Source organism: Variovorax sp. Varisp41 (assembly GCF_047325085.1).
In the GTDB taxonomy this organism is placed as follows: Bacteria; Pseudomonadota; Gammaproteobacteria; order Burkholderiales; family Burkholderiaceae_C; genus Variovorax.
Genome location: NZ_CP168540.1, coordinates 4,384,874 through 4,404,546, shown reverse-complemented (window position 1 = coordinate 4,404,546; position 19,673 = coordinate 4,384,874). Strand labels below are relative to the sequence as shown.

Below are 19,673 nucleotides of genomic sequence, written 5' to 3'. Positions count from 1 at the left end.
GTCATCCGGGTTGGGCTGGAGAAGCAGGCGCGAAGCGCCGCGATGTTCGGGAGACACCGCGGATCCGGCTTGGCCGGTCCGCAGGTGTCGCCCCCTCGAGGGGGGAGTCGAGCTACACGAAGTGAGCGAGGGACGGGGGTGGGTTACATCCTGCAGCCGCGCGCGGGGTCGGCCAGCCCCTTGATCGCCGTGCTCACCAGCTTGTTCTCCTTGCCGTCCACCTTGCGCAGATAGATGTCCTGCACCGGGTTGTGCGACTTGCTGACCGTGAACGCGCCGCGCGGGCTGTCGATCTTCGCCTTCTCGACCGCGGCCGCGAAGTCGGCCTTCTTCGTGATGTCGCCCTTGGTGGCCGCGAGGCCCACGCCCAGCATCTGCGCGGCGTCGTAGCCCTGCACCGCGTACACGTCGGGCTGCAGCTTGAAGGTCTTGGCGTAGGCGGTGCGGAAGGCGTTGTCCCGCGGCGTGTTCAGGCCGTCGGCGTAGTGCAGCGTGGTGAGCATGCCCTGCGCCGATTCGCCCTGCGCCTCGAGCGTGCCGTCGGTGAGGAAGCCCGGGCCGTACAGCGGGATGGTCTTGTTCAGGCCCGCGGCCTGGTAGTCCTTGACGAACTTCACCGCACCGCCGCCCGCGAAGAAGGCGTACACGGCATCGGGCTTGGCCGCCGCGATCTCGGTCAGCAGGGCCTGGAACTCCACGTTCGGGAACGGCAGCGTGAGCTGCTTGTCGACCTTGCCGCCGGCCTTCTCGAAGCCTTCCTTGAAGCCGTTGACCGACTCCTCGCCGGCCGCGTACTTCCAGGTGATGGTCATGACCTTCTTCTTGCCCTGCTGCTTGGCCGCCACCTCGCCCATGGCGTAGGCCGGCTGCCAGTTGCTGAACGAGCTGCGGAAGATGTTGGGCGCGCACATCGGGCCGGTCACGGCGTCGGCGCCGGCATTGGGCACGATCAGCACGGTGCCGCTCTCCTTGGCGGCCTTGGCCATGGCCATCGCCACGCCCGAGTGCACGGTGCCCACGATCACGTCGACGTTGTCGCGCTTGATCAGCTTGTTGACGTTGTCGGTGGCCTTGGCGGGATCGGACTCGTCGTCGACCTTGAAGTACTCGATCTCGCGGCCCGCGAGCTTGCCCCCCTGCTCGTCGACGTAGAGCTTGAAGCCGTTCTCGATCGCCACGCCGAGCGCGGTGTAGGTGCCGCTGTAGGGCAGCATCAGGCCGACCTTGAGCTTGCCCGTGCCCTGGGCCGAGGCGGCCGTGCACAGCGCGGCGAAGGACAGCGCGGTCAGCGCGAGGCGGGTGGTGTGGCGAATGGTCATGAGGTTTGTCTCCTGTTTTTGGTGATGAACGAAGTGGCCGCGACGATGACACGATCCGGCTGATCGCGATGCGGGGAATGCCCGCATTCGGGGATCTCGAGCAGCTCGCAGCCGGGCACGCGCGCGGCGATGCCGCGGATCTGCGCGAGGCTGCCGTACTCGTCGCCGAGCCCCTGCACGGCGAGCACGGGGCAGCGGATCGTGTCGAGCTCGGCCTCGATGTTCCAGTCGCGGAACGGCGGATGCAGCCAGATGCGGTTCCAGCCCCAGAAGGCCGAGTCGGCGCTGTCGTGGTAGCGGCCGAGTTTCTGCGGCAGGTCGGTGCCGAGGTAGGCGGTGCGCGCGAGCTCGATGTTCGCCACCGTCACGTCTTCCACGAAGATGTGCGGCGCGAGCACGACCAGGCCCGCGACGCGGTCGGGAAAGCGCGCGGCGTAGAGCAGCGAGATCGAGCCGCCGTCGCTGTGGCCGAACAGCCAGGGCTGCTCGCCGTCGAGCGCGAGCGCGGCGAACAGCGCGGGCAGCACCTCGTGCGCCTGGCGGTGCATGAAGTCCACGTCCCAGATCTCGTCCTCGGCGCGCGGCGTGGAGCGGCCGTAGCCGGGACGCGAGAACACCAGGCCGCGCACGCCGGCGGCTTCGCACAGGCGCGCGGGAAAGTCCTTCCACATCGCGACCGAGCCCAGGCCCTCGTGCAGGAACACGAGCAGCGGCGCGTCGGCGCGCTCGGGCGCGATCCACTGGCACTCGATGCGCACCGCGCGGCCGCGCCAGTCGATGGTGGCGAAGTCGGGAAAGCTCATGCCTGCTTCTCGCGCTCGCGCAGCCGGAAGCGCTGGATCTTGCCGGTCGCCGTCTTCGGCAGCTCGGCCACGAACTCGAGGAAGCGCGGGTACTTGTAGGGCGCGAGGCGCTCCTTCACGAAGGCCTTGAGCTCGTCCTCGGTGGTGGCGCCGCCGTCCTTGAGCACCACGAAGGCCTTGGTCTTCGTGAGGCCCTCGCCGTCCTCCTTGCCGATCACCGCGGCCTCGAGCACGGCCGGGTGCTGCATCAGCGTGGCCTCGACCTCGAAGGGCGAGACGTAGATGCCGCTGACCTTGAGCATGTCGTCGCTGCGGCCCGCATAGGTGAAGTAGCCGTCGGCGTCGCGCGTGTACTTGTCGCCGCTCTTGGTCCAGCCGCCCTGGAAGGTCTCGCGCGACTTCTCGCGGTTGGTCCAGTACATCAGCGCCGAGCTCGGGCCGCGGATGTAGAGGTCGCCGACCTCGCCGTCGGGCACCGCGCGGCCGTCCTCGCCGCGCAGCTCGACCTCGTAGCCCTCGACCGGCTTGCCCGTGGTGCCGTAGCGCACGTCGTCGGGCCGGTTCGAGATGAAGATGTGCAGCATCTCGGTGGAGCCGATGCCGTCGATGATGTCGCAGCCGAAGTGCGTCTTGAAGCGCTGCGCGATCTCGCCGGGCAGCGCTTCGCCGGCTGACGAGCACATGCGCAGCGCCACCGCCTCGCGCGCCGGCAGCTTGGGCGAGGCGAGCATGCCCGCGAAGCCGGTGGGCGCGCCGAAGAAGACGGTGGGCTTGTGCTCCACCCAGCGGCGGAAGGTGGCGTCGGGGGTAGGCCGTTCGGCCATCAGCACCACGGTGGCACCGACCGACAGCGGGAAGGTCAGCGCATTGCCCAGGCCGTAGGCGAAATACATCTTGGCGGCCGAGAAGCAGACGTCGTTCTCGCTCAGGCCCAGCACCGGCTTGCCGTAGAGCTCGGCGGTCCACCAGAGGTTGGCCTGCGTGTGGACCGTGCCCTTGGGCTTGCCGGTGGAGCCCGAGGAGTAGAGCCAGAAGCCCGGATCGTCGGAGGCCGTGAGCGCGGGCGCGGCCAGCGGCTCGGCGGCGGCGAGCGCGGCCTCGAAGTCCCGCGCGCCCTCGGGCAGCGCGCCCGCCGGTTGCGACACCAGCAGCGTGTGCAGCTCGTGGCCGCCGCGCGCCATCGCTTCCTGCAGCACCGGCAGCAGCGCGCCCGACACCAGCGCGGCCTGCGCGCGGCTGTGGTCGAGCATGTAGGCGTAGTCCTCGGGCGTGAGCAGCGTGTTGACGGCCACCGGCACGATGCCGGCATAGAGGCAGCCGAGGAAGCTCACGGGCCAGTCGTTGCCGTCGAGCATCAAGAGCAGCACGCGTTCCTCGCGGCGCACGCCCGCGGCCTTGAGCGCCGCGGCCAGGCGGCGCGCGCGGTCCTCGAGCTGGCCGTAGCTCAGCGTGCCGCGGTCGTCGATGTAGGCGGTGCGCGCGGCGCGTTCGCGGTTGAGCGCGAACAGGTGCTCGGCGAAGTTGAAGCGGGGTGGCAGGCTCATCGTGTGTCTCCTTGGGGCCTCAGTGGGGGGCGCTGCGGCTCTGTATCTATATGAAGGGGCGGCTACAGCCCCAGGGCGGCGAGCACGCCGTTGCTCGCCTGCACCGCGCTGCGGCGGTGGTAGAAGTCCAGCGCGCGCAGGCCGCCGAGTTCGGCGCCGCCGCCCGCGCGGCCCGGGCCGCCGTGCAGCGACATCGGCATCACGTTGCCGTGGCCGGTCTGGGCCTGCGCCACCTCGGGCGTGATCACGTGCACGCGGCCATGGCTGGCCGCGAGTTCGACCGCCGCCTGAGCGAGCGCGGTTTCGTCGGCGCCGTAGAGCGAGGTCACGAGCGAGCCCTGGCCGCGGTGGGCGAGGGCGAAGGCATGGGCCGTGTCGCGGTAGGGCAGCAGCGTGGCGACCGGGCCGAAGACCTCGATGTCGTGCACCTGCCGCGCCGCGTCGGCGTCGCGCGCGCCCAGCAGCACCGGGCCGATGCAGGCAGCCACGGCGGGGTCGGCGTCGACCAGCGGGCGATCGCGACCGTCGTGCAGCACCTGGGTCTGCGCGGCGAGCGCATCGAGGCCCTCGCGCACCGCGGCGAGCTGCGCGCGGCTCACCAGCGAGCCCATGCGCACGCCCTCGTTGCGCGGGTTGCCCACGCTCACGCCCGCGAGCTTGGCGGCTATCGCCTCGGCGGCGGCGTCGTAGAGCTCGGCCGGCACGAGGATGCGGCGGATCGCGGTGCACTTCTGGCCCGCCTTCACCGTCATCTCGCGCACCACCTCTCGCACCAACAGGTTGAAGGCCTCGCTGCCGGGCGCGGCGCCGGGCAGCAGCAGCGCGCTGTTGAGGCTGTCGGCCTCGATGTTCACGCGCACCGAGCGCCGCGCCACGGCGTCGTGCGAGCGGATCAGCGCGGCGGTGTCGGCCGAGCCGGTGAACGAGACCACGTCGAAGGGCTGGAGCTGGTCCATCAGGCCGGCCGAGCTGCCGCAGATCACCGACAGCGCGCCCGCGGGCAGCACGCCCGCGTCGACCACGTCCTTGACCATGCGCTGCGTGAGCCAGGCGGTGGCGGTGGCCGGCTTCACGATCACCGGCACGCCCGAGAGCAGCGCGGGCGCGGCCTTCTCCCACAGGCCCCACGAGGGGAAGTTGAAGGCGTTGATGAACAGGGCCACGCCATGCGTGGGCACCTGCAGGTGCTGCGACTGGAACAGCGGTTCCTTGCCGAGCCTGGCGGCCTCGCCGTCGCGTAAAGCGCGCACGTCGCCGAGCGCGTCGCCCCATTTCGCGTACTGGCCCAGCGTGAAGATCGCGCCGTCGATGTCGACGGCCGAGTCGTTCTTCACCGTGCCCGAGTTCGCGGTCGCGATCTCGTAGTAGGCATCGCGGTTCGCCTGCAGCACCTTGACGATGGCGGCCAGCAGGCCGGCGCGCTGGCGGTAGCCAAGAGCGCGCAGCGCCTGGCCGCCCTGTTCGCGGGCGAACGCGAAGGCCCCGGGCAGGTCCAGCCCGGTGGCGTCGACGCGCACGAGCTCGGTGCCGAGCACCGGGTCGAAGAGGGGCGTGCCGGCGCCCGAGCCGCTTTGCCAGCGGCCGGCGACGTGATTGGCGAGGAGTTCGGTCATACGGTGAACTTGATCTGCCCTTCGGGCAAGAGGTAGAGAACGAGCGCGCGGCCTTGCGCGACGGTCGGGCGATGCGCGCTGCCGGGGCCGTAGACGCACCAGCCCGCGGGGCGGCCGTCGAAGGTGGCGCCGGGGCTGTCGTCCAGCGGCATGATCAGGTCGATCTCGCCCTGGGGATGGGTGTGGTGCGGGCCGGCGATGTCCTGCATGTCGACCACGTCGACCGAGAAGCGGTGCAGCGCGTCCTCGGCCTTGAAGACGCGGCCGTACTTGATGCCGCCGCCTTCGCGCTCGCACAGCCAGCCTTCGGCCACGCCCTGGCGGCAGGCGGCGCCGAGCCGCGCGAAGCTGGGGCTGCCGGCGCCATGGTTCGCGTTGAGCCAGCGGTCGAGCTCGGCGTCGAGCGGTCGGCCGGCGATCTCGGCGGTCAGGCCGACGATCAGTTGGTGGAAGGCTTCCTTGCCGCTGGGGCTGGCAGGGTGGCTGCTGTCGGACATCGTGGGCCTCGAACTTTGGTATTGCCTTGCAGGAATGCTGCACGTGCAGTATCTTGCGTGTGGCCGAACAATAAGCATCGAGACAATCAGTGTCAAGCAATATAGTGCATCTATGGTGTTTACCCTGAGCGCGCACAATGCCGGCGAAACAAGAGGAATGGCATGAATGAGCATGTAGACGCGGTGCTGGCCACCGCGCCGGAAGGCGCCGCCCCCGCCGCGCCCGGGGAGGTGAAGAACCCGCTGCTGGTCGCGCTCGGCGAGCGCGTGCGCAACCTGCGCGCGCAGCGCGGGCTCACGCGCAAGGCGGTGGCGATCGCGGCCGAGGTGTCGGAGCGCCATCTCGCCAACCTCGAGTACGGCATCGGCAACGCCTCGATCCTGGTGCTGCAGCAGGTGGCGGGCGCGCTGCACTGCTCGCTGGCCGAGCTGGTCGGCGACGTGACCACCAGCTCGCCCGAGTGGCTCCTGATCCGCGAGCTGCTAGAGCACCGCAGCGAGGCCGACCTGCGCCGCGTGCGCGTGGCGCTCGGCGAGCTTCTGGGCACGGCCTCGGTCGACCCGGCGCGGCACCGGCGCATCGCGCTCGTGGGCTTGCGCGGCGCGGGCAAGTCCACGCTGGGCCAGATGCTGGCCGACGACCTCGAGGTGCCCTTCGTCGAGCTGAGCCGCGAGATCGAGAAGCTCGCCGGCTGCAGCGTGCGCGAGATCCACGACCTCTACGGCACCAACGCCTACCGCCGCTACGAGCGCCGCGCGCTCGAGGAGGCGATCCAGATCTACAGCGAGGTGGTGATCGCCACGCCGGGCGGCATCGTCTCCGACCCCGCCACCTTCAACGAGCTGCTCGCGCACTGCACCACCGTCTGGCTGCAGGCCGCGCCCGAGGAACACATGGGCCGCGTGGCCGCCCAGGGCGACACCCGCCCGATGGCCGCCAGCCGCGAGGCCATGGACGACCTGCGCCGCATCCTCAACGGCCGCGCCGCCTTCTATTCGAAGGCCGACCTCACGGTCGACACCAGCCGCCAGACCCTGCCGCAGAGCTTCCAGAGCCTGCGCGCCGCGGCCCGCCAGGCGATGGGCCTGAAGGCCTGACACGGCCGGCGCCGCCGCGCGCCGGAACGGGCTTCGGTCACATCCTCGAAAAAAAACGCATCAGGCATTGACGTGCCCGTAAACATGCAGCATGATGCATGTCATCGCCGCAGGAAAGTGCATTATTATTCGTGCATCGACCTTGTCCCGCGGCCTTTCAAGCCCACGGAAGACCCAGGAGACCCCGCCATGACCGAAACCACCGCATCCACCGCCGCCCCGCGCGTCGACTACCGCATCGAGCCTTCCCAGTACCGCCACTGGTCGATCGGCTTCGACGGCGAGATCGCGCGCCTCACGCTCGACATCGCAGAGGACGGCGGCATCCGCCCCGGCTACAAGCTCAAGCTCAACAGCTACGACCTCGGTGTCGACATCGAGCTCAACGACGCGCTCAACCGCATCCGCTTCGAGCACCCCGAGGTGCGCAGCGTGATCGTGACCAGCGGCAAGGACCGCATCTTCTGCTCGGGCGCCAACATCTTCATGCTGGGCGTCTCCAGCCACGCCTGGAAGGTGAACTTCTGCAAGTTCACCAACGAGACCCGCAACGGCATGGAAGACACCTCGAAGCACTCGGGCCTGAAGTTCCTCGCGGCCGTGAACGGCGCCTGCGCCGGCGGCGGCTACGAACTGGCGCTGGCCTGCGACGAGATCCTGCTGGTCGACGACCGCTCCTCCTCCGTCTCGCTGCCCGAGGTGCCGCTGCTCGGCGTGCTGCCCGGCACCGGCGGCCTGACCCGCGTGACCGACAAGCGCCACGTGCGCCACGACCTGGCCGACATCTTCTGCACCAGCGTCGAAGGCGTGCGCGGCCAGCGTGCCGTCGAATGGCGCCTGGTCGACGCGGTCGCCAAGCCCGCGCAGTTCGCCGCCGCCGTGCAGGAACGCGCCTCGCAGCTCGCGGCCGGCAGCGACCGTCCCGCCGGCGCCAAGGGCGTGGCCCTCACGCGCCTCGAGCGCACCGACAGCGCCGACGGCATCGCCTACTCGTACGTGAACGTGCAGATCGACCGCAGCAAGCGCACCGCCTCCATCACGGTGAAGGCGCCGAGCGGCGCGCAGCCGGCCGACATCGCCGCCATCGAGGCCGCGGGCGCCGCCTGGTGGCCGCTGGCCGTGTGCCGCGAGCTCGACGACGCGATCCTCAACCTGCGCACCAACGAACTCGACATCGGCACCTGGCTGCTGAAGACCGAGGGCGACGCCCAGGCCGTGCTGGCCTCGGACGCCGTGATGCTCGCGAACAAGGACCACTGGCTGGTGCGCGAGACCCTCGGCGCGCTGCGCCGCACGCTGGCGCGCCTCGACGTGTCCTCGCGCAGCCTGTTCGCGCTGGTCGAGGCCGGTTCCTGCTTCGCCGGCACGCTGGCCGAGCTGGCCTTCGCGGCCGACCGCACCTACATGCTCGCGCTGCCCGACGACGCCGAGCGCGCGCCCAGGCTGGTGCTGAACGAATTCAACTTCGGCTTCTTCCCGATGGTCAACGACCAGAGCCGCCTGCAGCGCCGCTTCTACGAAGAGGCCGCGCCGCTCGAGGCCGCGCGCGCGGCCGCCGGCAAGCCGCTCGATGCCGACGAGGCGCTCAAGCTCGGCCTGGTCACGGCCGCGCCCGACGACATCGACTGGGACGACGAGATCCGCATCGCGATCGAGGAACGCGCCGCCATGTCGCCCGACTCGCTGACCGGCCTCGAGGCCAACCTGCGCTTCGCGAGCAAGGAGAACATGATCACCCGCGTCTTCGGCCGCCTCTCGGCCTGGCAGAACTGGATCTTCAACCGCCCCAACGCCGTCGGCGAGAAGGGCGCGCTCAAGGTCTACGGCACCGGCGAGAAGGCCGGCTTCGATCTCAACCGCGTCTGAACCTGCAGCCCGTACAACCCAAGGAACAACGATGAGCACGATCAACTACAGCGAGAAGATCCCCAACAACGTCAACCTCGGCGAAGACCGCACGCTGCAGCGCGCGCTCGAAGGCTGGCAGCCCAACTTCATCAACTGGTGGGACGACGTCGGCCCCGAGGGCTCGATCAACCACGAGGTCTACCTGCGCACGGCCGTGAGCGTCGACCCGCAGGGCTGGGCCCAGTTCGGCCACGTGAAGATGCGCGACTACCGCTGGGGCATCTTCCTGAATCCGGGCGACGCCAACCGCGAGATCCACTTCGGCGACCACAAGGGCGAGAAGGCCTGGCAGGACGTGCCCGGCGAGCACCGCGCCAACCTGCGCCGCATCATCGTGACGCAGGGCGACACCGAGCCCGCCTCGGTCGAGCAGCAGCGCCACCTGGGCCTGACCGCGCCCTCGATGTACGACCTGCGCAACCTGTTCCAGATCAACGTGGAAGAAGGCCGCCACCTGTGGGCGATGGTCTACCTGCTGCACAAGCATTTCGGCCGCGACGGCCGCGAGGAAGCCGAGGCGCTGCTGCAGCGCACCTCGGGCGACGAGAACAACCCGCGCATCCTCGGTGCCTTCAACGAACGCACGCCCGACTGGCTCGCGTTCTTCATGTTCACCTACTTCACCGACCGCGACGGCAAGTTCCAGCTCTCCGCGCTGGCCGAGAGCGCCTTCGACCCGCTGGCGCGCACCACCAAGTTCATGCTGACCGAGGAAGCGCACCACATGTTCGTGGGCGAGAGCGGCGTATCGCGCGTGATCGCGCGCACCGCGCAGGTCATGAACGAGCTGAAGACCGACGATCCGCAGAAGGTGCGCGCGGCCGGTGCCATCGACCTCGGCACCATCCAGCGCTACCTGAACTTCCACTACAGCGTGACCATCGACCTGTTCGGTGCCGATCAGTCGAGCAACGCCGCCATCTTCTACAGCTCGGGCCTCAAGGGCCGCTACGAGGAAGGCAAGCGCACCGACGACCACGTGCTCAAGGGCCAGACCTACAAGGTGCTCGAGGTCAAGGACGGCCAGCTCGTCGAGAAGGACGTGCCGATGCTCAACGCGCTCAACGAAGTGCTGCGCGACGACTTCATCAAGGACTCGGTGGCCGGCGTCGGCCGCTGGAACAAGGTGCTCGAGAAGGCCGGCATTCCCACCCGCCTGGTCGTGCCGCACAAGGCCTTCAACCGCCAGATCGGCGCGCTCGCCGGCATCAAGATGTCGCCCGAGGGCCGCGTGGTGAACGACATGGAATGGGCCGCCAAGCGCGACGAATGGCTGCCGAGCGCCGAAGACTTCGCTTTCGTGGCATCGTTGATGGGCCGCGTCGTCGAGCCGGGCAAGTTCGCGGGCTGGATCGCGCCGCCGGTGATGGGCATCAACCGCCAGCCGGTGGACTTCGAGTACGTCCGCTTCGGCTGAAAGCCTGGATATGAATCCCTCGTCCCCACGGCGAGGGGATGGAGAACAACATGGACATGGCCGTTGAAGCCGGGGTCATCAAGCAGCACCTGATCGACCCCGAGATCTGCATCCGCTGCAACACCTGCGAGGCCACCTGCCCCGTCAACGCGATCACGCACGACGACAACAACTACGTCGTGCGCGCCGACGTCTGCAACGGCTGCATGGCCTGCATCTCGCCGTGCCCCACGGGCTCGATCGACAACTGGCGCACCATGCCCGTGGTGCGCGCCTATTCGATCGAGGAGCAGCTCGGCTGGGAATCGCTGCCGGCCGAACTCACGCCCGAGGAGCTCGAGGCCGCGGGCGTGACGGCCGACGCGGCCGATGCCGCGGAGGTGGCCGAGCCGGCGCCGGCGCAGGCGGCCGTGGAATCGGTCGAGCCGGTCTTCCACTCGGCCCAGTACGGCGCCACCGTGCCGCCCTGGTCGGCCGCGCATGCCTACACCAATCTGTTCCCGCCGAAGACACCGACCACCGCCACCGTGGTGGGCAACTTCAACTGCACCGAGGCCGGCTTCGACAGCGAGACCCACCACATCGTGCTGGACTTCGGTGCCATCCCGTTCCCGGTGCTCGAGGGCCAGTCGATCGGCATCGTGCCGCCCGGCGTCGACGCCATCGGCAAGCGCCACCATGCGCGCCAGTACTCGGTGGCCAGCCCGCGCAACGGCGAACGGCCCGGCTACAACAACGTCTCGCTCACCGTGAAGCGCGTGACCGAGGACCACCAGGGCAACCCGGTGCGCGGCATCGCCTCGAACTATGTCTGCGACCTCAAGGTCGGCGACACCGTGCAGGTGGTCGGCCCGTTCGGCGCCTCGTTCCTGATGCCGAACCATCCGAAGTCGCACATCGTGATGATCTGCACCGGCACCGGCAGCGCGCCGATGCGCGCCATGACCGAGTGGCGTCGCCGGCTGCGCAAGAGCGGCAAGTTCGAGGGCGGCAAGCTCATGCTGTTCTTCGGCGCGCGCACGCAGCAGGAGCTGCCGTACTTCGGTCCGCTGCAGTCGCTGCCCAAGGATTTCATCGACATCAACCTCGCGTTCTCGCGCACGCCGGGAAGCCCCAAGCGCTACGTGCAGGACCTGATGAGCGAGCGCGCGGCCGACCTCGCCGCGCTGCTCAAGGACGGCGCCAGCCACTTCTACGTCTGCGGCCTCAAGAGCATGGAGGAGGGCGTGGTGCTCGCGCTGCGCGACGTGGCGAAGGAGGCGGGCCTGGACTGGGACACCGTGGGCGCCGCGCTCAAGCGCGAAGGCCGGCTGCATCTCGAGACCTACTGACCCTCGCTCGGGTGCCGGGCAGGCTGCGCCGATGAAGTTCGCCGATTTCCATGCCGGCCAGGTCATCGAGGCCGGCCCCTACCTGCTCAGCGAGGAGGAGCTGGTCGGCTTCGCCCGCAGCTACGACCCGCAGTGGTTCCACACCGACGCCGAGGCCTCGCGCGAGAGCCCCTTCGGCGGCCTGATCGCGAGTGGCTGGCACACCTGCGCGATCGCGATGCGGCTGGTGGTCGAGGCCGCGCTCGCGGGTTCCGAATCCTTCGCCTCGCCGGGCCTCGAGCACGTGCGCTGGCCGAACCCCGTGCGCCCCGGCGACGCGCTGCGGCTGGTGGCCGACGTGATCGAGGTGCGCCGTTCCGAGAGCAAGCCCACGCTGGGCATCCTGCGCTGGCGCTGGCGGCTGTTCAACCAGCGCGAGCTGATGGTGCTCGATGTGGAAGTGACGAGCCTGTTCAGGCTGCGCGAAGACGCTTCGAACTGAGCGCTTGCGAAAAAGGCCCGTGGCCTCGAAGGGCCACGGGCCTTGTCGCGCCGGGAGGGGCGTGCTTACTTGCCCAGCTTCACGCCACCGCTGCCACCGGCCTGGCCGGCCGCGCCGGCCCCGGTGCCGATCGGCTTCAGCGCGCCGCCTGCCGAGCCGGCCGCGCCGGTGACGCCATTCACCGCGCCGCCCACGGTGCTGGTCGCACCGCCGAGCGCTCCGGTCGCGCCATTGGCCGTGCCCGCCACGCCGCCGACCGCATTGGTGGCACCGTTCACGGCCCCCGTGGCGCCGCCGACCGTGTTGCCGACATTGCCCACCGCGCCGGTCGCACCGCCGAGCACGCCGCCCACGGCATTGCCGAGGCCGCCGCCATTCGCGTTGCCCGAGGCATTGCCGCCCGCGCCGGCGTTGCCGGCCGCACCCGCGCCATGGCCGTTCGCATGGCCCGCCGCGGCCGCGCTACCGCCGGCGTTCGTGCCGGCATTCACGCCGGTGCCGCCGGCATTGGCGCGGGTCTGCGCCGCGGCATCGCCGCGCGCGCCGGCCTGTGCGCCGCCCGCGCTGCCGCCGCCCGAGGCGCCCACTCCGGCGTTCACGCCCACGCCCACCCCGACGTTCGGGGTGGAGACCTGCGCGCCGGCCTGGATGCCCGCGGTGGCCAGCAGCCCCGCAAGCAGGGCGCCGAAGACGATGCGATGGTGTTGTTGTTTCATGGCTGGGATTCCTTCCTTTTCGAGTGATACGGGGATCGCTGAAAACACAGAGCCGGCAGGGTGCCGGCTCGGAATGAAACATAGGGAAGGGCGGGGTGGGGGCCGTGAGCGCCGGGGCCGCGCCTGGCTGTGGGAGCTGTCCGTCGGCGGAATCGGGGGCTCGTGCGTTAGCGCGTTCGAAGCGGAAATGGCGGCATCAAGGCAGGAGATGGCGGCTGAAGAATGAGGTTGTCGCGGTTTCTGCAGCGCGCACCGCTGCCCGGTCGAAGCCCGGCGGGTCGTTCAACAGGTCGCCGATCAGCCCGTCGAGCGCCGGCGGCTGGGGCGACAGCAGCGAGCCGTGGCCGCCGAGCGCCAGGTCGGCCAGCAGTTCGCAGCGCGGCCGGCAGGCCGCCAGCACGGCGTCGCCGTGAAAGCGCGGGATCAGCCAGCGGTCCTGCCGGGCACCGATCAGCGCCAGCGGGATGCGCGGCGTCGCGAGCGAGGCCAGGTCGAAATCGGCCGCGCCCGGCACGCCGGCCACCGCGGCGGCGATGCGCGGGTCGTGGTCCTCGCGCAGCCGCGTGTCGGCCGCGAAGCGGTGGCGGATCACCGTGCGCGCGCCCCAGCGCTTGAGGCCGTCGAGCGGGCCGCCCGTGAGCCGCGTGATCAGGCCGACGCAGAACTGGAAATCCTCGTCCAGGTGGGCGTCGCAATGGCGCGCGAACGCCGCCGGCGACCAGCGGCCGCCCGCGAGGCTCAGCGCCGTGTGCCCGCCGGCCGAGATGCCGTAGAGGCCGACCCGGTCGAGCCGCAGCAGCGGCGCGAAGCGCGGGTCGCGGCCCACGGCGTCGATCGCGCGCGAGACCTCGGCCGGCCGCTGCGTCCAGCTGTCGGGGCCGGGGTCGCTGCCGTCGCGCGCGTTGTCGGCGCGGTGCTCGGGCATCGCGACCACGAAGCCGGCCGCGACCAGGCTGCGCGCCTGGTCCACGTGCACCCACGGCGCCCCGCCCGAGCCGTGCGACACCACGACCAGCCGGCCATTGCCGCGCACGGGCGCCGCGCCGGAGGCGGCGTCGAAGGCGAAGGGGCCGCGCTGCACGCGCTGCGGCGGCGACTCGGCGGGATAGAACAGCGTGACGGGGCCATCGGTGGGGGTGGCGGGAAGCTGGCCCAGGCCCAGCGTGGCGGCCTGGGCCAGGCCAGTGAGGAAGGCGAAGAGCGCCAGCATGCCGGCGATCCGGCCAAGCGATGAGCAACGGTGAAGCAAGACAACTCCTGGTGATGGAACGAAGCCGGCACGATGCCGGCGCCGCCCGGGCCGCGTCTCGCCGAAAACCGCAAGGGCGGCTTCGGGCCCGGCGATTTCAGGAATCGGCCAGCTTCTGGCGCCGGAATTCGGTCGGCGTGAGCCCGGTGGCGGCCTTGAAGGCGCGGTTGAACGGGCCGATCGACTGGAAGCCGGCCTCGAGCGCGATGCTCAGCACCGGCCGCTCGCGCCTGGCCGGATCGGCCAGCGCCGCCAACGCTTCCTGCAGGCGGAAGCCGTTGATGTAGGCGTTGAAGTTGCGGTGGCCGAGCCGCTGGTTGATGAGCCGGCGCAGCCGGTACTCGGGCACCGCGAGCCGCGCGGCGAGCTGGGCGATGCCCAGGTTCTCGTCGCGGTAGGCGCGTTCGGCCGTCATGAGGCGGTGCAGGGCGTCGGCAAGGCGGTCCTCGGCGGGATCGACGTCCGGCGCCGGTTCGGGCGGTGCCGGAGGGACGGGCGCGGGTTCGGGGCGAGCGAGCGGAAGAGGCTCGACCGTCGGCGCCGGCGCGATGTCGAGCACCGGCGCCAGCACCGCCTCTGGCAGCGCCGGCCTCGGCGCCGCCGCCGGGAACAGGTCCGACCCCGCGAGCCGCAGCATCCGCCAGGCGACCACCGCCACGATGGCCAGCAGCAGCGCCACGTCCAGCGTTGCCATTGCCCCGCCGAGCTGCCAGCGCGGCGACTGCCAGCGCGCGCCGATCATGGCGATGCTGTAGAGCGCGCCGGCCCCCACGATGAAGGCGCGCAGCCGGCGCCGCCGCTCCACCAGGTCGACGCGCCAGCGCGCGGCCGCCGCGGCCATGGCCAGCAGCGCGAACACCAGCGGCGCCGCGCGCTGCAGGCCCAGCGCGAGGGGCGCGATCGCCAGGCCGCTTCCGATCAACACGGCGCAGTTGGCGCCCGCGAGCAGCGCCACCGCGGCCCAGGCCACGGCGTGCCGCGGTCGTGGCGCGAAGTCGTCGTCGAACAGGGCCCGCGCGAACACCCAGAACAGCACCGCATTGCCCGCCGCCACCGCCACCAGCGGCGCGTGCCACAGCCGTGGCGCCCAGGCCTCGAAGGAGGGCGTCGAGCCCGCCACCTGCAGCGCGAGGCCCAGCGCCAGGGCCACCCCGACGCGCGCCGCCGGCAGCCGCGGCCGGTCGCGGCCGAGCACCAGCGCCAGCACGAGCAGCAGGGCTATCAGCACGCCGCGCAGGGCGGCATCGAGCAGCAGGGGGGCGGGATCGGAAAGAGGCATGCGGGCGCGGCGAAGGTGAGGGCGCCGCGGGCCGGACGATAGCAGCGCGTGCAAGACAATGCCGCATGCGCATCCTTCCCTGGGCCGATGACTCCCTGCCGGCCGGCATCGAGCTGTTCCGCCTCGAGCTGGACCTGGCCACCGAACCCACCGCGCTACGCGCCGCGCTCTCGAGCGAGGAGGACGCGCGGCTGCAGCGTTTCGTGCAGCGCGCCGATCGCGTGCGCTTCGCGGCCGCGCGCTCGGCGCTGCGCGGCCTGCTGGCCGAGCGCATGGGCCGCGATCCGCTCGGGCTGCGCTTCGAGGCGGGCCCGCAGGGCAAGCCCTTCGTGCGCGGGGCGCCGCGCTTCAACGTCGCGCATTCGGGCACGCAGGCGTTGATCGCGCTGGCCGACCCCGCCCTGGGGCTCGAGGTCGGCGTGGACATCGAGCACCGCAGCGAGGACATCGACATCGAGGCCCTGGGCGAGCTCGTGTTCACGCCCGCCGAGCGCGCCGCGCTGCGCGCGGCCGACGACCGGCTCGCGGCCTTCTACCTGCGCTGGACCGGCAAGGAGGCGGTGCTCAAGGCGATCGGCGTCGGCATCGCCGAGCACCTGCAGTCGCTCGACATCGCGGCCGGTGTCGGCGCGGCGATCGACATCGTCATGCGCGTGCCGGCCTGGCGGGCGGTGCGCGCGATCCGGCTCGACGCGCCCGCGGGCTACGCCGCGGCGCTCGCGTGGCATCCGGTGTCCTGAGCCGCGGGTCGACGCAACCCAACCGTTTCCCGCGAAGGGGCATTGGCCCGGCTCCGCCACGCTTTTCATTTCAAGCAACTCATAATGTTGCATGAAACGAGACAGCAAGCTTTCCGCCATCCTGCACGTGCTGCTGCACATGGCCGAGATGGACGGACCCGCGACCTCCGAATCGCTCGCGCAGGCGATGCACACCAACCCGGTGGTGGTGCGCCGCCTCATGGCGGGGCTGCGGCAGGCCGGCTTCGTGAGCTCGGCCAAGGGCCATGGCGGCGGCTGGGTGCTGTCGTGCCCGCTGTCGAAGGTGACGCTGGCCGACATCCACGCGGCCGTGGGCGCGCCCGCGCTGCTGGCCTTCGGCAACCGCACCGAGAGCCCGGGCTGCATCGTCGAGCAGGCGGTCAACACCGCCCTCGACGGCGCCTGCCGCGAGGCCGAGGCGCTGCTGCTCGCGCGCCTGGGTCGCATCACGCTGGCCGATCTCTCGAAGGATTTCCACCGCCGCATGCACGAAGGCGGCTTCACTGCCAAGGACATTGCCCATGCCTGATTCCACGAGTTCTTCCCTCCCCTACGACGCATTGATCGTCGGCGGCAGCTTCGCGGGCCTCTCGGCCGCGATGCAGCTCGCGCGCGCACGCCGGCGCATCTGCGTGGTCGACGCGGGCCAGCCGCGCAACCGCTTCGCCGAGGCCTCGCACGGCTTCTTCGGCCACGACGGCGCGGCGCCGCTGGCATTGCGCGACCAGGCGCGCTCGCAACTGCTGGCCTATCCCTCTGTCGATTTCGTCGCCGACGCGGCACAGACGGCGCGCGTGCTGCCGGCCGAAGAGGGCGACACCCGCTTCGCCGTCACGCTGGCTTCGGGCCAGACCCTGGTGACGCGCCGGCTGCTGCTGGCCACGGGCGTGCACGACCTGCTGCCCGAGGGCATCGAGGGCCTCGCGCCGCGCTGGGGTGCCAGCGTGCTGCACTGCCCCTACTGCCATGGCTACGAGTTCATCGACCGCCGCCTCGGCGTGCTCGGCAGCGGCGAGCTGTCGGTGCACCAGGCGATGCTGGTGGCCGACTGGGGGCCGCTGACGCTGTTCACGCACGGCATGCCGCCGCTCGATGCCAAAACGCGCGCGCAGCTCGATGCACGCGGCATCGCGATCGACACGGGCCGCGTGGTCGCGCTCGAGGGACCGGCGAGCGCGCTCGAGGCGGTGCGCTTCGACGACGGGCGCCGCTTGCCGCTCGACGCACTGTTCGTGGCGCCGGCCCAGCGCCAGGGCAGCACGCTGGCCGCGCAACTCGGTTGCGCCTTCGACGAGGGACCGCTGGGCCTCGTGGTGCGCACCGATCCGATGATGAAGACGAGCTCGGTGCCCGGCGTGTTCGCGGCCGGCGACGCGGCGCTCGCGATGCAGAACGCCACGCTGGCCTCGGCCGATGGCGTGCGGGCCGGGGCCTCGCTGCACCGCTCGCTGATCTTCGCCGACTGAGAAAGGTCCGGGGTCTCAGCCGCGCGCCGGCAGCACCGTGCCGCGGCTCTCGCCGAAGCCGATGCGCGCGTGGCCGGGCTTCTCGCACCAGCCGCGCAGCAGCACGGCGTCGCCGTCCTCGATGAAGCTGCGCTGCTCGCCGCTGTCGCCCAGCGCCACGGGCGTCTGGCCGCCGCGCGCGAGTTCGATGATGGCGCCGGCCTCGCCCTCGCCGGGGCCCGAGATGGTGCCGCTGCCGAACAGGTCGCCGGGGTTGAGCTGGCAGCCACCCACCGTGTGGTGCGCCACCATCTGCGCCACGCTCCAGTACTGGTGGCGGAAGCTGGTGGACGACAGGCGCGACGGCCCGCGCTTCTCGGCGCGCGCCTTCTCGCTCTCGAGCCAGACCTCGAGTCGGATGTCGATCGCGCCGGCCTCGCGGTTGGCCGCGTCCTCGAGATAGGCCAGCGGCTGCGGATCGGTGGCCGCGCGCGTCCAGGGCTGGCGGTAGGGCGCGAGCGCTTCCATGGTCACGATCCACGGCGAGATCGTGGTCGCGAAGTTCTTCGCGAGGAAGGGACCGAGCGGCGCCATCTCCCAGAACTGGATGTCGCGCGCCGACCAGTCGTTGAGCAGGCAGATGCCGAAGACGTGTTGCTCCGCGTGCTCGAGCGCAATGGCCTCGCCGTGCGCGTTGCCGGTGCCGATCCAGACGCCGAGCTCGAGCTCGTAGTCGAGCCGCGCGCAGGCCTGGTAGGTGGGCGCCTTCGCGCCCGGCGCCATCGCCTGGCCCATGGGCCGGCGGAACTGCTGGCCGCTCACGCCGATGGTCGACACGCGCCCGTGGTAGGCGATCGGGATCCAGCGGAAGTTCGAGGTCACGTCGCCGCCCGGGTTCAAGAGGCGCGTGATGTTGAGCGCATGGTCGATCGAGGTGTAGAAGTCGGTGTAGTCGCCGATGCGCGCGGGGATCGCGTACTCGGCCTCGGCCTGCGGCACCAGGCAGGCGCGCACGGCCTGCACCGCCGCGACCGGCGCATCGTTCTTCAGCAGCGCGAACAGCGCATGGCGCAGCGTCTTCCAGGCCGCGGGGCCGAGCGCGAAGAAGTCGTTGAGCGCGGGCTGCGCGGCCGCCGTGGCCGCTTCGAGCGCGAGGCCGTCGAGCTGCTGCGCCTGCACCAGCGCGGCCAGGTCGAGCACCTGGTCGCCGATCGCGACGCCGCCGCGAAAGGCTTCGCTGCCGCCGGCGCGGCGGAACACCGCATGCGGCAGGTTCTGGATCGGGAAGTCGCTGCCGGTCGGGGCCGTGGGGTTGGCCGATTCGACCCAGCTGCGGGCGTGGACGTCGTGCGTGTGGTTGAGCGTGTGCATGAAAGAGGACTCCTCAGACCGAGGCCATCAATGCGTCGTCGAAGATCGCGACCGCGCGCGTCCAGCCGGCCGAGGCGCCGCGGATCTTGTGCGGGAAGCAGCTGATGAAGAAGCCCGTGGGCGGCAGCACCTCGAGGTTGTGCAGCTTCTCGATGTGGCAGTAGCCGATGTCGCGGCCGGCCTTGTGGCCTTCCCAGATCAGCGAGGCGTCCTGCGTCTCGCCGTACTTCTTCGCGGTGTGGACGAAGGGCGCGTCCCAGCTCCAGGCATCGGTGCCCGTGAGGCGCACGCCGCGCTCGAGCAGGTACATCGTCGCCTCGTAGCCCATGCCGGCGCCGGCCGAGACGTAGTCGGGGTTGCCGTAGCGCGAGCCGGCGCGCGTGTTGATCACGACGATCTCCAGCGGCTTGAGCGTGTGGCCGATGCGCTTGAGCTCGGCCTCGACGTCGGCCGCGCGCACCACGTAGCCGTCGGCGAAATGGCGGAAGTCGAGCTTCACGCCGGGCTGGAAGCACCAGTCGAGCGGCACGTCGTGGATCGCGATCGCGGGCTTCTTCTCGCCGAGCGCCTTGTCCATGGTCGAATGGAAGTGGTAGGGCGCGTCGAGGTGGGTGCCGTTGTGCGTGGACAGCTGCACCATCTCCACCGCCCAGCCTTCGCCGTCGGGCAGGTCTTCCTTCTTGAGGCCGGGGAAGAAGGGCTCGATCTGCTCGTAGGTGTTGTCGTGCGTGAAGTACTGGATCTTCGGCGCGAAGGCCGGCGGGTCGGAGAGCACGTCGTTCTCCAGGAAGATCGAGAGGTCGACCAGTTTGCGTGGCATGGGTGGGCTCCTTGTGGGGTG

General features: G+C 70.9%; 18 protein-coding genes. 8 read left to right on the top strand and 10 right to left on the bottom strand.

Annotation, left to right across the window (positions count from 1 at the left end; genetic code table 11):
- Positions 1–143 precede the first annotated feature (143 nt).
- The 5 genes from ACEN9J_RS20310 to ACEN9J_RS20290 all read right to left on the bottom strand — a co-directional run bounded on the left by ACEN9J_RS20310 (position 144) and on the right by ACEN9J_RS20290 (position 5,776).
- Complete coding sequence (locus tag ACEN9J_RS20310; protein WP_057595309.1) at positions 144–1,319, bottom strand: ABC transporter substrate-binding protein; 1,176 nt, start codon at positions 1,317–1,319, stop codon at positions 144–146.
- Positions 1,316–2,122, bottom strand: a complete 807-nt coding sequence (locus ACEN9J_RS20305) for an alpha/beta fold hydrolase (RefSeq protein ID WP_413761896.1) — start codon at positions 2,120–2,122, stop codon at positions 1,316–1,318. Before ACEN9J_RS20305 ends, ACEN9J_RS20310 begins: the two co-directional genes overlap by 4 nt.
- Positions 2,119–3,666, bottom strand: a complete 1,548-nt coding sequence (locus tag ACEN9J_RS20300; protein ID WP_057595307.1) for a benzoate-CoA ligase family protein — start codon at positions 3,664–3,666, stop codon at positions 2,119–2,121. The genes ACEN9J_RS20305 and ACEN9J_RS20300 overlap by 4 nt, the downstream gene beginning before the upstream one ends.
- 62 nt (positions 3,667–3,728) lie before the next feature.
- Positions 3,729–5,279 carry a 3,4-dehydroadipyl-CoA semialdehyde dehydrogenase gene (locus ACEN9J_RS20295; RefSeq protein ID WP_413761895.1) on the bottom strand — a complete coding sequence of 517 codons (1,551 nt, stop codon included), beginning with the start codon at positions 5,277–5,279 and terminating at the stop codon, positions 3,729–3,731.
- Positions 5,276–5,776 carry a DUF4863 family protein gene (locus ACEN9J_RS20290; protein WP_413761894.1) on the bottom strand — a complete coding sequence of 167 codons (501 nt, stop codon included), beginning with the start codon at positions 5,774–5,776 and terminating at the stop codon, positions 5,276–5,278. Before ACEN9J_RS20290 ends, ACEN9J_RS20295 begins: the two co-directional genes overlap by 4 nt.
- A 162-nt stretch (positions 5,777–5,938) precedes the next feature.
- On the opposite strand from ACEN9J_RS20290, the gene ACEN9J_RS20285 reads away from it, so the two are divergent.
- From ACEN9J_RS20285 to ACEN9J_RS20265, 5 genes are all read left to right on the top strand, one after another.
- The gene (locus ACEN9J_RS20285; RefSeq protein ID WP_057595304.1) at positions 5,939–6,874 is read left to right on the top strand and encodes a helix-turn-helix transcriptional regulator; all 936 of its coding nucleotides are present in this window, start codon (positions 5,939–5,941) and stop codon (positions 6,872–6,874) included.
- Between the two features lie 189 nt (positions 6,875–7,063).
- Positions 7,064–8,740 (top strand): 2,3-epoxybenzoyl-CoA dihydrolase, encoded by a 1,677-nt coding sequence (gene boxC / locus ACEN9J_RS20280; RefSeq protein ID WP_413761893.1) that lies wholly within the window; start codon positions 7,064–7,066, stop codon positions 8,738–8,740.
- A gap of 31 nt (positions 8,741–8,771) precedes the next feature.
- On the top strand, positions 8,772–10,199 hold the full coding sequence (gene boxB, locus ACEN9J_RS20275) for a benzoyl-CoA 2,3-epoxidase subunit BoxB (protein ID WP_057595302.1): 1,428 nt from the start codon (positions 8,772–8,774) through the stop codon (positions 10,197–10,199).
- A gap of 50 nt (positions 10,200–10,249) precedes the next feature.
- Positions 10,250–11,530: a benzoyl-CoA 2,3-epoxidase subunit BoxA gene (gene boxA, locus ACEN9J_RS20270; RefSeq protein ID WP_413761892.1), complete on the top strand. Its 1,281-nt coding sequence runs from the start codon at positions 10,250–10,252 to the stop codon at positions 11,528–11,530.
- Between the two features lie 31 nt (positions 11,531–11,561).
- Positions 11,562–12,011: a MaoC family dehydratase gene (locus tag ACEN9J_RS20265; RefSeq protein ID WP_057595301.1), complete on the top strand. Its 450-nt coding sequence runs from the start codon at positions 11,562–11,564 to the stop codon at positions 12,009–12,011.
- A gap of 65 nt (positions 12,012–12,076) precedes the next feature.
- Here the strand turns inward: ACEN9J_RS20265 and ACEN9J_RS20260 are convergent, their stop codons facing one another.
- From ACEN9J_RS20260 to ACEN9J_RS20250, 3 genes are all read right to left on the bottom strand, one after another.
- The gene (locus ACEN9J_RS20260; RefSeq protein WP_057598285.1) at positions 12,077–12,727 is read right to left on the bottom strand and encodes a hypothetical protein; all 651 of its coding nucleotides are present in this window, start codon (positions 12,725–12,727) and stop codon (positions 12,077–12,079) included.
- A gap of 196 nt (positions 12,728–12,923) precedes the next feature.
- On the bottom strand, positions 12,924–13,937 hold the full coding sequence (locus ACEN9J_RS20255) for an alpha/beta hydrolase family protein (RefSeq protein ID WP_413761891.1): 1,014 nt from the start codon (positions 13,935–13,937) through the stop codon (positions 12,924–12,926).
- A gap of 136 nt (positions 13,938–14,073) precedes the next feature.
- Complete coding sequence (locus tag ACEN9J_RS20250; protein WP_413761890.1) at positions 14,074–15,255, bottom strand: helix-turn-helix domain-containing protein; 1,182 nt, start codon at positions 15,253–15,255, stop codon at positions 14,074–14,076.
- 65 nt (positions 15,256–15,320) lie between these two features.
- Here ACEN9J_RS20250 and ACEN9J_RS20245 point away from each other — a divergent pair, with 65 nt between their 5' ends.
- The 3 genes from ACEN9J_RS20245 to ACEN9J_RS20235 all read left to right on the top strand — a co-directional run bounded on the left by ACEN9J_RS20245 (position 15,321) and on the right by ACEN9J_RS20235 (position 17,482).
- Positions 15,321–15,995 carry a 4'-phosphopantetheinyl transferase family protein gene (locus ACEN9J_RS20245; RefSeq protein ID WP_261212230.1) on the top strand — a complete coding sequence of 225 codons (675 nt, stop codon included), beginning with the start codon at positions 15,321–15,323 and terminating at the stop codon, positions 15,993–15,995.
- A 91-nt stretch (positions 15,996–16,086) separates the two neighbouring features.
- Positions 16,087–16,545 carry an Rrf2 family transcriptional regulator gene (locus ACEN9J_RS20240; protein WP_413761889.1) on the top strand — a complete coding sequence of 153 codons (459 nt, stop codon included), beginning with the start codon at positions 16,087–16,089 and terminating at the stop codon, positions 16,543–16,545.
- Positions 16,538–17,482, top strand: a complete 945-nt coding sequence (locus tag ACEN9J_RS20235) for an NAD(P)/FAD-dependent oxidoreductase (protein ID WP_413761888.1) — start codon at positions 16,538–16,540, stop codon at positions 17,480–17,482. The genes ACEN9J_RS20240 and ACEN9J_RS20235 overlap by 8 nt, the downstream gene beginning before the upstream one ends.
- A 15-nt stretch (positions 17,483–17,497) precedes the next feature.
- On the opposite strand, the gene fahA is transcribed toward ACEN9J_RS20235, so the two are convergent.
- Both fahA and ACEN9J_RS20225 read right to left on the bottom strand, forming a co-directional pair.
- Positions 17,498–18,832: a fumarylacetoacetase gene (gene fahA / locus ACEN9J_RS20230; protein ID WP_413761887.1), complete on the bottom strand. Its 1,335-nt coding sequence runs from the start codon at positions 18,830–18,832 to the stop codon at positions 17,498–17,500.
- A 13-nt stretch (positions 18,833–18,845) separates the two neighbouring features.
- Positions 18,846–19,652, bottom strand: a complete 807-nt coding sequence (locus tag ACEN9J_RS20225; RefSeq protein WP_413761886.1) for a cyclase family protein — start codon at positions 19,650–19,652, stop codon at positions 18,846–18,848.
- Positions 19,653–19,673: the final 21 nt, after the last annotated feature.

What these genes read in the sequence shown, in the direction of transcription:
- ACEN9J_RS20245 (WP_261212230.1), top strand. Translation starts at nt 15,321, where the DNA reads ATGCGCATCCTTCCCTGGGCCGATGACTCCCTGCCGGCCGGCATCGAG.
- ACEN9J_RS20260 (WP_057598285.1), bottom strand. Translation starts at nt 12,727, where the DNA reads ATGAAACAACAACACCATCGCATCGTCTTCGGCGCCCTGCTTGCGGGG.
- ACEN9J_RS20300 (WP_057595307.1), bottom strand. Translation starts at nt 3,666, where the DNA reads ATGAGCCTGCCACCCCGCTTCAACTTCGCCGAGCACCTGTTCGCGCTC.
- boxA (WP_413761892.1), top strand. Translation starts at nt 10,250, where the DNA reads ATGGACATGGCCGTTGAAGCCGGGGTCATCAAGCAGCACCTGATCGAC.
- ACEN9J_RS20240 (WP_413761889.1), top strand. Translation starts at nt 16,087, where the DNA reads ATGAAACGAGACAGCAAGCTTTCCGCCATCCTGCACGTGCTGCTGCAC.
- fahA (WP_413761887.1), bottom strand. Translation starts at nt 18,832, where the DNA reads ATGCACACGCTCAACCACACGCACGACGTCCACGCCCGCAGCTGGGTC.
- boxB (WP_057595302.1), top strand. Translation starts at nt 8,772, where the DNA reads ATGAGCACGATCAACTACAGCGAGAAGATCCCCAACAACGTCAACCTC.
- ACEN9J_RS20235 (WP_413761888.1), top strand. Translation starts at nt 16,538, where the DNA reads ATGCCTGATTCCACGAGTTCTTCCCTCCCCTACGACGCATTGATCGTC.
- ACEN9J_RS20295 (WP_413761895.1), bottom strand. Translation starts at nt 5,279, where the DNA reads ATGACCGAACTCCTCGCCAATCACGTCGCCGGCCGCTGGCAAAGCGGC.
- ACEN9J_RS20305 (WP_413761896.1), bottom strand. Translation starts at nt 2,122, where the DNA reads ATGAGCTTTCCCGACTTCGCCACCATCGACTGGCGCGGCCGCGCGGTG.
- ACEN9J_RS20255 (WP_413761891.1), bottom strand. Translation starts at nt 13,937, where the DNA reads ATGCTGGCGCTCTTCGCCTTCCTCACTGGCCTGGCCCAGGCCGCCACG.
- ACEN9J_RS20265 (WP_057595301.1), top strand. Translation starts at nt 11,562, where the DNA reads ATGAAGTTCGCCGATTTCCATGCCGGCCAGGTCATCGAGGCCGGCCCC.
- ACEN9J_RS20285 (WP_057595304.1), top strand. Translation starts at nt 5,939, where the DNA reads ATGAATGAGCATGTAGACGCGGTGCTGGCCACCGCGCCGGAAGGCGCC.
- ACEN9J_RS20290 (WP_413761894.1), bottom strand. Translation starts at nt 5,776, where the DNA reads ATGTCCGACAGCAGCCACCCTGCCAGCCCCAGCGGCAAGGAAGCCTTC.
- boxC (WP_413761893.1), top strand. Translation starts at nt 7,064, where the DNA reads ATGACCGAAACCACCGCATCCACCGCCGCCCCGCGCGTCGACTACCGC.
- ACEN9J_RS20250 (WP_413761890.1), bottom strand. Translation starts at nt 15,255, where the DNA reads ATGCCTCTTTCCGATCCCGCCCCCCTGCTGCTCGATGCCGCCCTGCGC.
- ACEN9J_RS20225 (WP_413761886.1), bottom strand. Translation starts at nt 19,652, where the DNA reads ATGCCACGCAAACTGGTCGACCTCTCGATCTTCCTGGAGAACGACGTG.
- ACEN9J_RS20310 (WP_057595309.1), bottom strand. Translation starts at nt 1,319, where the DNA reads ATGACCATTCGCCACACCACCCGCCTCGCGCTGACCGCGCTGTCCTTC.